General features: G+C 64.8%; 14 protein-coding genes. 7 read left to right on the top strand and 7 right to left on the bottom strand.

Translation table 11 applies throughout. The features are described 5' to 3' along the window. Positions 1 to 100: 100 nt before the first annotated feature. Entirely contained in the window at positions 101 to 793 is a 693-nt protein-coding gene (locus IM543_13205; protein QOY92576.1) for a PepSY domain-containing protein, read from the top strand. A gap of 8 nt (positions 794 to 801) precedes the next feature. Next, a complete protein-coding gene (locus IM543_13200; GenBank protein QOY92575.1) occupies positions 802 to 2,589 on the top strand; it encodes a 2Fe-2S iron-sulfur cluster binding domain-containing protein in 1,788 nt (595 codons plus the stop codon). A gap of 58 nt (positions 2,590 to 2,647) precedes the next feature. Here IM543_13200 and IM543_13195 read toward each other — a convergent pair whose 3' ends face one another. From IM543_13195 to IM543_13170, 6 genes are all read right to left on the bottom strand, one after another. Then, positions 2,648 to 2,974, bottom strand: coding sequence for a copper-binding protein (locus tag IM543_13195; protein QOY92574.1), 327 nt, complete (start codon positions 2,972 to 2,974; stop codon positions 2,648 to 2,650). A 59-nt stretch (positions 2,975 to 3,033) separates the two neighbouring features. Further along, positions 3,034 to 3,477 (bottom strand): DUF411 domain-containing protein, encoded by a 444-nt coding sequence (locus IM543_13190; protein ID QOY92573.1) that lies wholly within the window; start codon positions 3,475 to 3,477, stop codon positions 3,034 to 3,036. A gap of 21 nt (positions 3,478 to 3,498) precedes the next feature. Beyond that, on the bottom strand, positions 3,499 to 4,890 hold the full coding sequence (locus tag IM543_13185; GenBank protein QOY92572.1) for a copper oxidase: 1,392 nt from the start codon (positions 4,888 to 4,890) through the stop codon (positions 3,499 to 3,501). 14 nt (positions 4,891 to 4,904) lie between these two features. Next, a complete protein-coding gene (locus IM543_13180; GenBank protein QOY92571.1) occupies positions 4,905 to 6,338 on the bottom strand; it encodes a TolC family protein in 1,434 nt (477 codons plus the stop codon). Between the two features lie 19 nt (positions 6,339 to 6,357). Beyond that, positions 6,358 to 6,756, bottom strand: coding sequence for a hypothetical protein (locus IM543_13175; protein QOY92570.1), 399 nt, complete (start codon positions 6,754 to 6,756; stop codon positions 6,358 to 6,360). Between the two features lie 119 nt (positions 6,757 to 6,875). Then, the gene (locus tag IM543_13170; GenBank protein QOY92569.1) at positions 6,876 to 7,316 is read right to left on the bottom strand and encodes a hypothetical protein; all 441 of its coding nucleotides are present in this window, start codon (positions 7,314 to 7,316) and stop codon (positions 6,876 to 6,878) included. A gap of 273 nt (positions 7,317 to 7,589) precedes the next feature. On the opposite strand from IM543_13170, the gene IM543_13165 reads away from it, so the two are divergent. Further along, positions 7,590 to 7,745: a copper chaperone gene (locus tag IM543_13165; protein QOY96671.1), complete on the top strand. Its 156-nt coding sequence runs from the start codon at positions 7,590 to 7,592 to the stop codon at positions 7,743 to 7,745. A 55-nt stretch (positions 7,746 to 7,800) separates the two neighbouring features. Continuing rightward, positions 7,801 to 10,191, top strand: coding sequence for a heavy metal translocating P-type ATPase (locus tag IM543_13160; GenBank protein QOY96670.1), 2,391 nt, complete (start codon positions 7,801 to 7,803; stop codon positions 10,189 to 10,191). Positions 10,192 to 10,218: 27 nt separating this feature from the next. Here IM543_13160 and IM543_13155 read toward each other — a convergent pair whose 3' ends face one another. Beyond that, a complete protein-coding gene (locus IM543_13155) occupies positions 10,219 to 10,686 on the bottom strand; it encodes a hypothetical protein (GenBank protein ID QOY92568.1) in 468 nt (155 codons plus the stop codon). 406 nt (positions 10,687 to 11,092) lie between these two features. Here IM543_13155 and IM543_13150 point away from each other — a divergent pair, with 406 nt between their 5' ends. The 3 genes from IM543_13150 (at position 11,093) to IM543_13140 (ending at position 15,249) form a co-directional block, all read left to right on the top strand. Continuing rightward, positions 11,093 to 11,965, top strand: a complete 873-nt coding sequence (locus IM543_13150) for a hypothetical protein (GenBank protein QOY92567.1) — start codon at positions 11,093 to 11,095, stop codon at positions 11,963 to 11,965. 630 nt (positions 11,966 to 12,595) lie between these two features. After that, on the top strand, positions 12,596 to 13,243 hold the full coding sequence (locus IM543_13145; GenBank protein QOY92566.1) for a hypothetical protein: 648 nt from the start codon (positions 12,596 to 12,598) through the stop codon (positions 13,241 to 13,243). Continuing rightward, complete coding sequence (locus IM543_13140) at positions 13,240 to 15,249, top strand: Mu transposase C-terminal domain-containing protein (protein QOY92565.1); 2,010 nt, start codon at positions 13,240 to 13,242, stop codon at positions 15,247 to 15,249. Before IM543_13145 ends, IM543_13140 begins: the two co-directional genes overlap by 4 nt. Positions 15,250 to 15,251 lie beyond the last annotated feature (2 nt).

The raw sequence follows: 15,251 nt of genomic DNA, 5'->3' as shown, positions 1-15,251 counted from the left end.
GCCCGGGCTCCAGGTTCTGACGGGGCGCCGTGGTATAACACCGGCTTTGCGTGTTTCCGGCCCCGCACGCGGGCCGGGATAACCCATCCGACGACAAGATATGCAATCAGCTTTCTGGGTGCGCCGCGCACATCAATGGATCGGACTCGTCATCGGGGTACAGGCCCTGCTATGGATGATCAGCGGCCTCTACATGGTGGTGGTGCCGCTGGAGGTGATCCACGGCGACCATCTCGCCCAGGTACCGAGCGAGCCGCTGGCGCCGTCCGCCATTCGCATCACGCAGGCACGGCTGCATGCGCAGCACCCCGGCATCGTCGCGCTGCGTCTCAAGCGCCTGCTTGGCAGGGAGGTATACGAAATCAGGCAGGGCAAGCAGACCAGCCTGGTCGATGCGGCGAGCGGCAAGACCATCAGTCCGCTCGGCCGCGAGGCCATCGTCGCGCTGGCCGACGCCGCCTACGTGGGAGAGGGCCGCATCCGCGGCGTCGAGTGGATCACCAGGGCGCCGCAGGAGATCGGCGGCCGGCCGGTGCCCCTGTGGGCCGTGCACTACGACGAGCCGGGCAAAAGCACCTTGTACTTCTCGCCGTATTCGGGCGAACTGGTGGCGCGCCGACACGCACTGTGGCGCTGGTTCGACTTCCTCTGGATGTTCCACATCATGGACTACGCCGAGCGCGAGAACGTCAACAATACCCTGCTGCGTGTCGCCTCGCTCAGCGGCCTGGCCTTTGCCCTGAGCGGGATCTGGCTGCTGTTCTACAGCTTCCGGCGGAGGAAGGCGGCATGAGCCACTGGATGAAGAAGCTACACAAATGGATTGGACTGCTGATCGGGATCCAGTTCCTGCTGTGGATGTCGAGTGGCGTGGTGATGAGCCTGCTCGACGCGGACAAGGTCGCGGGCCGCACGCTGCGCACCGCCCTGCCGCTGCCCGCGGCGTGGCCGGCCGATGTGCTGGCGCCGGAAGCGGTGCTGGCCGCGAACGGCGCCCAGGTCATGACGCTCAGCTCCGCCTGGCTGCTCGGCCGCCCGGTGTACATGCTGCAGAACGACCAGCGCAGCTGGCTGGTCGGGGCCACCGACGGCCGTCCCGTGGCGATCGACGCGCCGCTTGCGCTGGCCATCGCGCGCGCCTCGTATGCCGGCCGCGCGGCGCCGGCCGCGCCACGCCTGTTGACTTACTCGCTGGAGACGCGCGCCCACAAGGACGCGGTATGGCGCGTCGATTTCGCCGATGCCGACGAGACGACGGTGTACGTGTCCAGCGTGTCCGGCAAGGTGCTCGAGCACCGCAACAGCAGCTGGCGCCTGTTCGACTTTTTCTGGATGCTGCACATCATGGACTACAGCGAGCGCACCGATTTCAACCATCCGCTGCTGGTTTCGAGCGCAGCGGCCGGCCTGTGGATGGCCTTGAGCGGCGTGTGGCTGCTGTTGACGAGCCTGCGCCTGGCAGAGTTCGTGCCGGCTTCCTGGCGCCGCCGGCGCAGCGTCAAGCTGCGCGGCTGCGATGGCGAGACGGTGCGTTTGGTCGATGCGGCCGAGGGCGATACCGTGTTCCGCGCGCTGGCGCGTGCCGGCCTGGCCTTGCCGTCGACTTGCGGTGGCGGCCAAAGCTGCGGCCTGTGCGAGGTCCGTTGCCTCGGCCAGGCGCCTGCGCCCACGGCGGCTGATCGGGCCTTGCTGTCGCCGCGGAAGCTGGCGGCAGGCTACCGGCTTGCCTGCAACCTGCCGGTGCGCGGCAGCGTCGACATCGCGGTGGAGGCGTCGGCCGCACTGCAGACCGAACATACCGCCACGGTCACCGGCACACAGGCGCTCACGCCCTTCCTGCGCGAGATCACGATCCGTGCCCGGCAGCCGCTGGCCTGCCGTCCCGGCTGCTACGTGCAGATCCACGTGCCGGCCTACGCCCGCGACGCCGGCGACATCGAGCTTCCCGAACATCACCGCGCGGACTGGCGTGCCGCGGGCAATCCGGCGCGCCTGGTCAACCACGCACCGCTGCGCCGCGCGTATTCGGTCTGCGTTCCGGTCGAGCAGCTCGACGGCCAGTTGTCCTTCCTGGTACGCTTCATGCCCGGCGCCAGTCCTGGGCGCGGCTCGGGCTACATGTACACGCTGAAGGCAGGTGAAGAGGTGAGATTCAGCGGCCCGTTCGGCGACTTCGCACTCAAGACCGGCGGCCGCGAGAAGGTGTTCATCGGCGGCGGCGCAGGCATGGCGCCACTGCGCGCCATGATCCATGCGCTGCTCGCCAAGGGCAGCGGCGAGCCGCTGCATTTCTGGTACGGCGCGCGCAGCCTGCGCGATGCCCCCTACGTCGAGGAAATGCAAGCCTTCGCCGAGCGCCACCCCAACTTCCGCTGGCGCCTGGTGCTGTCGGAGCAGGCCGCCGATGGCTGGATGCATGGGCTGGTGGACGACGCGGTGGTCGACGGCTTGTTGCGCTGCCATCCCGATCTGGCTTCGCTCGAGTTCTATGTATGCGGCCCGCCGGCCATGCTGGAGGCCACCCGCAGGACGCTGCGCCACCTGGGCGTGGACGACGCCCAGGTGGCCTTCGAGGACTTCAAGGTCTGAAGGGCGGCGCAGCGCACCGGCTGCAGTGAGGGCGCCTTACTACGTCCTCACTGCGTCCTTACTGCTGCTTCTCCAGCTGCACGACGGTGATCGCGCCGTTCACGCGATCGGCCGCGAAGCGCACCTTGTCGCCCACCTTGACCTGCTCCAGCATCGCCGCATCCTTCACGCGCAGGACCATGGTCATCCCGTTCATGTCCAGGTTCTTGATGGGGCCGTGCTTCATCGTGATCTTTCCGGCATCGGTGTCGATCTTCTTCACTTCGCCCTCGGTCAGTTCCACGGGCGCGGGCGCGGCGTGCGCGCCATGCGAGTCCTGTGCGAATGCGACAGTGCCGCAGGTGGCCATGGCGATTGCCAGGGCCAGCATCGGGAATGCGTTCATGGTGTTTCCTTCCGTTTTTCGATGCAGTGGCCGGTTCAGTGGCCAGTTTAGTGGCCGGTTCAGTTGTAATGCTTGAAGACGCTGGCCTTGCCCTTGCCCTGCACCAGCAGGACGTCGAACGGGTCCTTGCGCGGGCCTTCCATGCCGGGCGAGCCGAGCGGCATGCCGGGAACGGCCAGTCCCTTCGCCTTCGGCCTGGCCGCCAGCAAGCGCTTGATGTCGCTGGCCGGGACGTGCCCTTCGATGGCATAGCCCTCTGCCGTCGCCGTGTGGCAGGAGCCCAGTTCGTCGGGGATGCCGCCGCGTGCGCGGTAGTCCGCCGGGTTGGCGACGTTGTGCACCTTGGGTGCGAAGCCATTGGCCTTCAGGTGTTCCACCCAGGCCGCGCAGCAGCCGCAGGATTCGCTCTTGAAGACCTCGATGACCGGGGCGGCCGCCATTGCCAGCACCGGCATGGCCAGGGCGGCTGCAAAAGCAGACCGCAGGATGAATCGATTCAGCATGATGCAGCTCCTTGAAATGTGTCAGTGATGGCCCTGGTGGCCAGTGGGTTTGCGCACCGTGACTTCCACCTCGGGCGCGTTTGCCGCGGGCATCGACTGGCCGCCCGCGTCCTGCTTGCGAAGCGCCGCCGGCGGCTCGCCTTTCCACTCGTAGGCGAGGGTGCCGGGCGGATGCCTGTACCAGCCCGGGTCGCTGTAGTCGCCGGGCTTCTGGTCCTTGCGCACTTTCAGCACGGTGAACATGCCGCCCATTTCCACGCCGCCGAACGGCCCCTGGCCGGTCATCATCGGCAGCGTGTTGTCGGGCAGCGGCATTTCCATGTCGCCCATCGAGCCGCCCTTGTCGCCCATGACCATGTAGTCGGGCACCAGCCTGGCGATCTTCTCGGCGACCCCGCGGTGGTCCACCCCGATCAGGTTCGGGACGTCGTGGCCCATGGCGTTCATGGTGTGGTGCGACTTGTGGCAGTGGAAGGCCCAGTCGCCCGGTTCGTCCGCGATGAATTCGATCGCGCGCATCTGTCCCACCGCGACATCGGTGGTCACCTCGGGCCAGCGCGACTCGGGACGGGTCCAGCCGCCGTCGGTGCCGGTGACCTCGAACTCGTGACCGTGCACGTGGATCGGATGGTTGGTCATGGTCAGGTTGCCCACCCGGATACGCACCCGGTCGTTGCGGCGCACGTTCATTGTGTCGATGCCGGGGAAGGCGCGGCTATTGAAGGTCCAGAGATTGAAGTTGAGCATCTCGTTGACGCGCGGGGTGTAGCTGCCAGGGTCGATGTCGTAGGCATTGAGCAGGAACACGAAGTCGCGGTCGACCCGGTGCTGGGCCGGATTCCTCGGGTGCGTGACCCAGAAGCCCATCATGCCCATCGCCATCTGGACCATCTCGTCCGCATGCGGGTGGTACATGAAGGTTCCCGGACGGCGCGCGACGAATTCGTAGACGAAGGTCTTGCCCGGCTGGATGCCGGGCTGGGTCAGGCCGGTGACCCCGTCCATGCCGTTGGGCAGGCGCTGTCCGTGCCAGTGGATACTGGTGTGCTCGGGCAGCCTGTTGGTCACGAAGATGCGCACGCGGTCGCCCTCGACCACCTCGATGGTCGGTCCGGGGCTCTGGCCGTTGTAGCCCCACAGGTTGGCCTTCATGCCGGGCGCGATCTCGCGCACGACCGGCTCGGCGATCAGGTGAAACTCCTTGACGCCATTGTTCATGCGCCAGGGGAGCGACCACCCATTCAGGGTCACCACCGGGTTGTAGGGGCGGCCGTTCGGGGGCGGCGGCGGCGGTTGGGTCGCCGCGCTACTCATGATCGGTGCTTCGGGCAGGGTGGCGGCGCCGGCCCGGCTTACCAGGCCCGCGCCCACCAGTGCTGCTGCGCCGGTAAAGAAATCTCGACGAGAACGCATTGCTCTATTCCTTATTAATGTTCAGGCGCTGCTGCATCCACAGAACCGGCGGCGGAGCTGACCACCGATGCCGCTGCGGCGGCGCTCCCGCCGCTGCCGTTGATCGCGGCTTGCAGCGCTGTCTCGGCAATCCAGAAATCGCGCTGCGCCTCGATCGACGCGGTCACGCGGGTGATCTGGGCGCGCGCGTCGGCCAGCAGCTCGAACACGCCGATCAGCATGCCGTTGTAGCGCAACAGGGTTTCTTCCGAAATCTTCTTCTGGAGGGGCACGATCTCGTCGCGATAGTGGCGGGCCAGGTCGTAGTTGGTGCGATAGGCCGAGTAGGCTTCGCGCACCTGCGAGCGGGCGCTCGTGGCGGCATGGGCGGTGCGGTGGACCGACTGCATGTACAGGGCCTCGGCCTTGGCGACGCGCGCGCCGCCCCAGTCGAAGATCGGCAAGACCAGCTCGATCTCGTAACCCTGTTCGCGCGGCGCGCCGGTCTTGCTGGTGTTGACGTAGCCGGCATCCAGCACGTTGACGAAACCGGTGGCCTTGCTCAGGCCCAGCGCGCGTGCCGTGGCTTGCGCATCCAGCTTCGCGAGCTGGACGTCGAGCCGCTGCCGCATCGCCAGCGACTCGACATTATCGCCGTCGCGCGGCGCGGCCGGCAGGTCGGGGAGCCGCTCCAGCAGGGTAAACGCGGTCTGCGCGCCCCACACGCCCATCAGGCGGGCAAGCTGTTCGCGCGCCGCGGTCGCCTGGTGACGCGCCCGCGCCAGCTGCGCCGTGGCCTCGGCCGAGAACACCTGTTCGCGCGCCCCGTCGAGGGCGCTGAGGTTACCGGCCCTGGCCATCCGCCGGGCCAGCTCGGCGCTGGCCTGGGCGGCTTCGCGCACCTGTTCCGCGTATTGCGCGGACTGGGCCGCGGCAACCGCGTTGAACCAGGCCTTGCGCGTGTCGGCGGCCAGGCGCACCGCGTCCATTGCGGCAGCCAGCTTGGCGCCCTGGAAGCGACGCGCTTCGATATCGCGCCGGATGGGGATGGTCAGCAGGCCGACCAGGTCGAACATCACGCCGCGTTCGATTTCGGTTTCGCCGCCGCCGGACATGCGGCTGAAGCTCAAGCCCGGGTTGCGCATCCGTCCAGCCTGCACCAGGTCGGCTTCGGCCACGCCCAGGCCGGCCAGCGAAGCGCGCAGACCGCGGTTATTCAGCAGCGCCACCCGCACGGCGCCGTCGGCCGTGAGCGGTGCGCCCAACAGGCGCGCGACTTCGGCCTGGGTTGCGCCGCTGTCGTGCTTGGCCTGCGTCAGCTGCAGGTCCTGGCCGGTGCGCGCCGAGGTCATTGCCGATACGGCGTCGAGGCCGCCGTCCGGCGAAAAGCTGGCGCAGCCGCCCAGGAGCGCCGCGAGCGCGCCGGTGGCGACGGCGCGCAGCATGGGAGACGAGGTGTATCTTGTCATTGTTGTGCCTTGGCTTGTCTCAGTGGTGTTGACGACCCGAGTGCGCGGACGAAGCCGCAGGTGTGGCTGGCTGGGCCGGCGCCGGCGCCTTCCGGGCGTGCGCGTGGCCGCCGGCCTGCGCCGGGGCGGCGTAGGTCGTCTGCGACGCATGCGCCGCATGGGTAGCCTCTGCCGGCTTCTCCGTGAGCGCATCGTTCATCCGGCGCCAGGTCTTGTCCGGCGTGGCGCCGCTGTCCTGCTGCAAGGGGGCATGGTCCGCGAAGGCGGGCGCGAAGGCGGACACATATTCGGGCCGGGGAACTGCAAGCGTCGGATCGGCGGGGTCGCCCGGGTCGGACGGGCGGGACGCTTGCTGGGCATGCGCGAACGGCGCCGCCGCCAGCACGCCGAGGACGGCGGCCAATTGCATGGGTTTCATCGTGACTCCTCAAAATCGGTAGCAGCTCGTGCGTCGGACGCACGCTTGCCAGGGATGCATGCGCATCGGCGCCGGATGGCTGAAGTCAGCTTCCGGTGCGCGCGCTGCGCGGGGCCTGATTAAGCGGAGCGATGCCGGGGAGGTCGCTGTAGACCGTCCGGGATGAAGCCGGCGGCGAAGTCCGCGGGCGACACGACGCGGGCGTCGGAGCCGTCGAAGGAGGGGAGGGACAGGATGGCCGATGGTGGCGCCACCGCGCCGGCACAGAGCGCCGAGCAGGCGCTGCAGGACGAGTGCGCCTTTTTCGCAATGTCGCTTGCCGAGCCATGATGGCCGGCATCCGGCGCCGCGCCGTGATCCGCCTGCACCGCATGGTCGCCGTGCGCGCCGCCGTGGTGCGCATGGGCTGGCGCCGCCGGCTGGTGGTGCGGCATGCCGACCTCGGCCGTCACATGCTGGCGAACCGGCGCGCAGGACATCCCGACGCTCGCAGCGGCCGCATGGAGCGGCAGCATGAGCATCAATAGCCAAACGAGGAATGTCTTGACAGTGCGGTTCATGGGCAGGCGGAGTATATCACGGCGGTTTTCAAGTGATAACCGACTCGAGGCTGACCAAAGTCACGACCTGCGAGCGCCGATCGGATGAAAGTGCGCGGCAGGAAGCAGGTCGAAAGCGCTTGACCTTGCCGTAACTGGAAGGGCGTGCGCCTTCTGTCGGTGGCATCGTCGGCCCCCCAGCCTGAGCTTAATCTTCCTGCGATGGGAAAGTTCAAGCTGCAAGCATATCGATCGTGCAGGAGCAAATCCGTGCGTACACTCAAAGTGGAAAAGATGGTCACGCGTGCCGTGCGGGCACTGGACCCGCAGGCAAGGGTCGATGTATCGTTGAAGGACCGACTGGCCCAGGTGGAGCGCGCGGAAGCGCCGGCCGCGCTCGCCCATGCGACCGCCGCCGCCGGCTATCCGGCAAGTGAGGCGGCGGACTGAACGGCGGTGCCGGCGCACACCGGCGCCCATGGACGACACCGGAAAAGCTGTCGACATGAACGAGCTGACGCCTGACGACCACCCCGGCCACCACGGCCCTCAAGCGGATCGAGGGCCGGGAAGTGGCCACGGCATCGGCCACGGGCAGGCGACCGGTGGCGCGTGCTTCACCGACCCGGTGTGCGGGATGACAGTCGCCGCCGAGCCTTCGAGAGAAGTCCGGCACGGGGGGCAGGCCTATTACTTCTGCAGTACCGGATGCATGGACAAATTCCGTGCGGCGCCCCAGCGGCACCTGGGCGGGTCCGGAGCCGGACCGGCGCCCGCCGCGCCGGAAGGCAGTCTCTACACCTGCCCGATGCATCCCGAGATCCGCCAGCCCGAGCCCGGCAATTGTCCGATCTGCGGCATGGCGCTCGAGCCGATGCTGCCCTCGCTCGAACAAGAGGACAACCCGGAACTGCTGGATTTCAAGCGCCGCTTCTGGTGGACCCTGCCGATGACGGTGGTCGTGACGGTGCTGGCGATGGCGGGGCATCGCCTGTTCGGGGGCGGGCTGCCCGGGCAAAGCTGGATCGAGCTCTTGCTGAGCACCCCGGTCGTGCTGTGGGCCGGCAGGCCGTTCTTCACGCGCGGGGTGCAATCCATCCGCAACCGCAAACCGAACATGTGGACGCTGATCGGACTGGGCGTGGCCGCAGCCTACGGCTACAGCGTGGTCGCGACCGTTGCCCCCGGCATCTTCCCGCGCAACTTCGCCATGCACGGGCGCATCGGCGTGTACTACGAGGCGGCGGCGGTCATCATTTCACTGACCCTGCTGGGGCAGATCCTGGAACTGCGGGCACGTTCGCAGACCTCGGCTGCGATCAAGTCGCTGCTCGGCCTGGCGCCGAAGACGGCGCGGCGCGTCCATGCCGATGGCAGCGAGGAAGACATTCCCTTGACACATGTTCACCCCGGCGACGCGTTGCGAGTGCGTCCCGGTGAGAAAGTTCCCGTGGACGGTGTCGTCCTCGAGGGCGAAAGCGCAGTCGACCAGTCCATGCTGACCGGTGAGCCGGTGCCGGTGACCAAGCGGCCGGGCGACAAGGTAATCGGCGCCACGATCAACGCCAGCGGCAGCCTGGTCGTGCGCTCGGACAAGGTGGGCGCGCAGACTATGCTGTCGCAGATCGTCCAGATGGTGGCGCAGGCCCAGCGCTCACGCGCGCTGATGCAACGCCTGGCCGACGTCGTGGCCGGCTATTTCGTGGCGACCGTGGTGTCGGTCGCCGTGCTCACGCTCTTCGCTTGGGGCTTGTTCGGACCGCAGGCAAGCTGGGTGTACGGCTTCGTCAATGCCGTCTCGGTGCTGATCATTGCCTGTCCCTGCGCGCTGGGGCTGGCGACGCCGATGTCGATCATGGCGGCCACCGGCCGTGGCGCCACCGAGGGCATCCTGTTCCGCGACGCGGCGGCCATCGAGGACCTGCGCAAGATCGATACCCTGATCGTCGACAAGACCGGCACGCTCACCGAAGGCAAGCCGGCCTTCCACGCGGCGGCCGCGCTGTCGGGCGGCGGCGACCACGCGGCGGAGGAAGTCTTGCGGGTGGCCGCCAGCATCGACCAGGGCAGCGAGCATCCGCTGGCCCATGCGATCGTCGCCGAGGCCCGGCGCCGCGGCCTGGCCATGGCCAAGCCCGAGCACTTCGAGTCGTCCAGCGGCATCGGCGTGCACGGCGTGGTCGAAGGCAGGCAGATCGCACTCGGGAATACCGCGCTCATGGACGTCGAGGGGGTCGACTGGAAACCACTGGCTGCGCAGGCGGAAAGCTGGCGTCTCCAGGGCGCGAGCGTGATGTACCTGGCGGCCGACCGGCAGCTCCTGGGGCTGGTGGCGGTCTCCGACCCGGTCAAGCAGAGCACCCCGGAGGCCCTGGCGGCGCTCAGGGAAGCAGGCATCACGGTGGTCATGGCCACCGGCGACGGCGTCAGCACCGCCAGGTCGGTGGCGGCGGCGCTCGGCATTTCCGCATTCCACGGCGAGGTCAAGCCGCAGGACAAGCTGGCCCTGGTGGAGAAGCTGCAGGCCGAGGGAAAGACGGTCGCGATGGCGGGCGACGGCATCAACGACTCCCCGGCGCTGGCCAAGGCCGATGTCGGCATCGCCATGGGGACCGGTACCGACGTCGCGATTCATTCGGCGCACGTGACCCTGGTAAAAGGGGACCTGCGCGGCATCGCACGGGCGCGCCTGCTGTCCTTCGAGACGGTACGCAACATGCGGCAGAACCTGGCCTTTGCCTTCCTGTACAACGCGCTCGGCATCCCGCTGGCTGCCGGCCTGCTGTATCCATTTACCGGCCGCCTGCTGTCGCCGATGGTCGCGGCGCTGGCGATGAGTCTGAGTTCGGTGTCCGTGATCAGCAACGCGCTGCGCCTGCGCGGCCGCGCGAAGTAGGGCGCTGCACGCCGGATTGCGCCGATGCTATTGGCACTGCTGTTGCATCATCTCCATGTGCCGTTGACGCATCTCGGGTGACATGGCCGGCATATATTGTTCCATCATGCCTTGCCGGGCCTGTTCGTTGGGGGCATCCCGCATTCCGCGGTACATCGAGCACATTTGCTCCCGGTTTGTCTGTTGCATCGCACCGGCGCCGCTCGCCTGGCTGCCGCCCGCCATGGGGCAGCCGGCCCGGGTTCCTGCGCCGGCGCCGCCCGTCATCGCGCAAGCGCCGTGGCTGCCGGTCATGCCCGGCCCCATCATCCCGCCCTGGGCGGAGGAGGTCCCCCAGGAAGTCCCGGAGGTGCCCGCGGCGCCCGGGTTCGCCGACCGGGTCGACGCTTGTCCGGCAGCATCCTGGCTGGCGGGGGGAGTGGCACAGGCGACCAGTCCGGTTGCCACCAACAGCGCGGCCAGGCTGCGCATTGAAAGGATCGGTTTGATGGGCATGTCGGGCTCCTGAGCTAAGTTCCTTCGCGCGTTCGATCGGGAATTCCAGGGGTCGCACTCCGCAGGGCGCGATCTGCGTCGAGCGGGGCAGTGTGGAGCGGTGGAACGGCGGCCACTGCAGGCGCACGGCCGCGACAGCGACGCACGCCTGCGTCATCCCGACCAAAGGGTAGACCGCGCAATTCCTGGAAAAGTTCGCGCGCCAGCTTACGCGGATCCTGGTGCCGACAAGGGTTTGCCGCTCAGGCAGGCGCCTCCGTGTCGCCGATTCCTGTAGCATATTCATGCTAAATCTCAGTCGACATTAGCATATATAATGTCGAGTTCGATAACCCGGCGCGGACATGTGCCTTCGTGCTCTGTCGAAGAGGCCGCCGTTCAGCGTCGTTTCAAAAGGAAACCAGATATGTCCATCGCCGTGCTCTCGTCCGGCGCGCAAGCGCATCACAACGAAGACTGGGCCGGACATGTTCGTGGCCCTCGGGGTACCGATCTTTTCATCATCGACGGTGCCAGCCCGGTTGCCGACCGCGATTATATCGATCCGCTCGATGGCGACGTCGTCTGGTTCGTACGGCGGGTGGCAGCCGCACTATGCGCCGGCAGCGCGTCCGCCCAGGACCAGGCGGCGGCCGTGCACGCCGCCGCCGACGCCGCCTACCGCGAGTTTTGCGAACGCAGCGCAGGCCGATCGATTCCGCTGCATGCCTGGCCGATCGCGGCCCTGACATGGGTGCGTGCGCGCCAACTCGGCGACGGCCACCGGCTCGACCTGTACTGCCTGGGCGATTGCAAGGTGCTGATGCGCACGCCGGACGGTGCGGTACACGATCTCGACCCGTTCGTGAATCCGCAGGAAGCGATCCTGCGCGCGGAAATCGCCATTCTGCAGGCCGCTGGCCTCGACGACGACGCCACCCGCCAGGCCCGGCTGATGCCGATCCTGCGCGCGCGGCGCGAATTCCAGAACACGGTCGCCGGCACGAATGCGCTGTGCCTGCGCCCGAACGGCCCGTTCGGCGCACGCAGCGTCGCCGTGGATGCGCCGGCCGGCGCGACGCTGCTGTGCATGACGGACGGGTTCTATCGCCTGGTCGACACCTATGAACTGCTGACGCCGGAAAGCCTGTTCACGCTGTGCATGGAACACGGGCTACCGGCGGCGCTCGATGTGCTGCGGCGTCACGAGGCGCACATGCAGGACGCTGCGGCGACCACGGTGAAACGGGCGGACGACGCGTCGGCGATCCTGTGGCGCGCAGGCTCCGTGCAGGACTGATTCCAGCCCGCGGGCAGCGCAGCGGGCCGGGCCTGAGTGGACGCCTGTGACGCGGCCAGCACGGAGGTCCTGCCGGCGCCGGCATCATCGGTGGCGAGTGCTTGTCTTCGACGCGAGGGGACGGCGGTTCAGGCAGTCGTCCGGCGAACTAAATTCGACCTGTCTCGTTCGCATGTAACTATTTGATTCTACGCGATTTCTTTACTCTGCTATCTCAAAGTTAGTTCGCTTTATCGCGAACTAACTTTGAAACTCGGCGAACGCGCGAACTAATTCTGAAACTTCGCGATGACTCTGGCCTGGGGTGCGCTGCCACCTAGAGCGGTTTCGCCCATGCGAGTCAATTGGAAGGTCTTCATACTCTATTCAATGGAGTTCACTCGGCACCCTTCATGAAGGTCCCTGTAGATCTCGCAGACATGCCGGCAAAGACTTCATCATAGCCTTCTTGCGCGGCCTCAATGTCGCGAATCGCAGGCTTCTCAACCAAAAACTGGATCCAACGATCTTAGACTCAAACGCCTAACAGCACATCAGAGGGTAGAGCAGGGCCGCGGAAAAATGTTATGGCACAAAAAGATTCTCTAAGTTAAGATTGCCTAATCGCTAACGTTGGGTTCAGGAGGTGTCATGTCTGTTCCACTGAGGTTCGCAAGTCCCACTGACAATAGTCGTCCGCACGGAAGCCATCGCTATGATGTGTTCGGTCCCAAGATACAACGGCAGTTGGCACTCTTCGGACGTGACGCGCTCGATGCATGGACTCTGCTTGAGGCCGATCCAGACGTCGTAGCCTATTGCGAGCGTCCGCTTAGCCTCCCCGACCTTAAGCGCAAGCGGGTAGTGGATTTCTGGGTCTGCCGGAAGGAACGCGAAGAATTCATTTTTCTACTGCGCCCCAGCGAACTTGCATCCAGATTAGATCATCCTTCTTCGATCCCAGCGTTCAGGGCCTGGGCTGCTAGTTCGAACGTCGAGCCTGCCTTCGTGGATCCTGATGACATTGCGCGGCAAAAATTGTTGTTGTCGAATTGGGAGTCTTTCCTCTGCGACCTCTCTGCTTTTGGAAGATATGTTCCAAAGGCATTATCGGACCAGGTACTAAAAGCGCTTCCTTCCTTTAAAACCCTGACCGAACTCGAGCAACATTTCGCTGAAGAGGATCCCGTACTGTTACGTGTTGCGGTCGTGTCCTTACTTCACCAGGGGCGTGCAATATGCAGCACCCTTGGAAGCGAAACGTTCTCGTCCCGAACTGTGATCGAGGCTAAATCATGAAAGAGCTAGTCTTTGGGGCGCTGAAGTTTGACAGATTCTCGATACCTGAGCACCTGGCCGACCTCATAAGCTGGCCTGCCGTCGATCCAATGGCACTTTCAGAGGAGTCGCGATCCTCCTTCAAGCAGCTTTGCGAAGCTATCACAATCTTCCTGACAGACCCACACACACCTGTCTCCATCATCCTCGAGACCACTGGAGTGACCAGGGCCTCACTATATCGTGCGCTCGCTCGTTGCTGGAAAAAACACCCTGATGGGCGCATCTACGGATTCCGAGGGGCCATTCCCTATAGTCGACTGAAGTCCTACGAACGATCCGCAGCGATACGTGAGGAAATGTTGGGGCACGGCGGTTCATCGGGGGCATTCCAGCGCTTGTTGCGCAACTATCCGAATATCGAGAAGCTTCTGAACAAGCATGCAAGGAAACGCAACGAGAAGATAAAGTCGGCGCGCGAAGTGCGCAAGCCACTTCGAGAGGTGCACGATCTATTCCTCAAAGCGTGCCGTACGGAAGGGATCAAGCCAAACGAATACCCGTTCACCGAGAGTCGACTCGGCTTTCGAACGCTGCAAAAGTATTTCAAAACCATGGCAGAGAAGGAATACGGGACAGCAGTGACCAATGCAGGCGGCCTGAAGGCGGGTGCGGCGGTAAGTGGTAAAGAACAGGCGCCTGCTGCCACGCGTGCGTTCGAAGTCGTTGAGTTTGACGGGCACAAGATCGACCTACGTTTGACGGTAAAACTGAAGGATCCCTTCGGGTTCGAGCAGTGTCTCGAACTTCACCGCATCTGGATTCTTGTGCTTCTCGATGTCTATTCGAGAAGCGTGATTGGGTATTCGCTCGCCCTTGGAAAAGAATATAACAAGGACGACGTGGCAACCGCATTGCAGTCAGCGCTCAGCCCATTCGCGCCACGCTCGTATACGATTCCTGGTCTCCAAATAAAGGCTGGTGGAGGTTTTCCATCGTCATCGGTTCCAGGCGCCGCGTACGCGTGCTGGAACTGGTTGCGTGTCGACGGCGCAAAGTCGCATCTCGCCGTGGATACGCAGATCAGGTTAAACCAGATTATCGGCTGTTGGTCGGACAATGGGCCGGCTGGTGAGCCAAACGAGCGACCCTTCATCGAACGTTTTTTTCACCTTATCTCACTTCACTTCGCGCACCGACTGCCGGGAAATCTGGGGAGTGATCCGTCGTCAATAGAGAGGGCCCTCAGCGATCCTGGCTCTGATATCTCTCTGCTAGTGGAGTATCACGAATTGGAAGAACTGATCGAAGTTCTTCTCGGAAATTATAACGGTGAACCTCACGGCGGCATTGGCGGGCGCACTCCGTTGGAGGCGGTCGCATATTCAGTGAATCGACCTGGATATTTACGAAAGCTTCCAGTATTCCTGCGCTCAAGTCTTTGCCTGTTACAGGAGGCTCGCGTCGTTACAGTGAAAGGTTCACTTCGAAACGGCGTCCGTCCCCACATCAACTTCTCCAACGCTCGGTATACCAACGAAGTCTTGGCTAGTAATGCTGGATTAATTGGAAAAAAATTGCGAATCTATTATGACGTTCGGGACATCCGAGTTGTGAAGGCGTTCTTCGAAGATGGATCGGAACTCGGCATTTTAACCGCAGCGCGGCCATGGTGCTTTACGCCGCATTCGCTTCGCGTTCGACAAGAGATACATCGCCTGATAGCAGAGAAAAAGCTGCTCGTCCGAGAAGGTGAAAACCCGATCGAACTGTGGGAAAAATACAAGTGGAGCCAAGCTCAAACAAACAAGAAGGCGGCAAATGATTTAGCGAAAGCACATGTGAACGTTTCGTTGCTTCCCCCGGCAAGCGCCCCAGCTCCACGCGTACCGGAGAACAGTTTAGCTAGCCGAACTCTCCGTGCAAGCAGCGAGGAGCAGAAAGAAAACACCGCTGAACCAAATTCCTCCGATCTGACTCCAGCGCAGCCACGGGTTCTTAAAATCCGTCGTACTGTTACATTCTAGGA

Source organism: Massilia sp. UMI-21 (genome assembly GCA_015277795.1).
Lineage (GTDB): Bacteria > Pseudomonadota > Gammaproteobacteria > Burkholderiales > Burkholderiaceae_D > Telluria.
The sequence above is the reverse complement of the archived record's forward strand: the minus strand, read 5'-3'. Positions and strand labels throughout refer to the sequence as shown.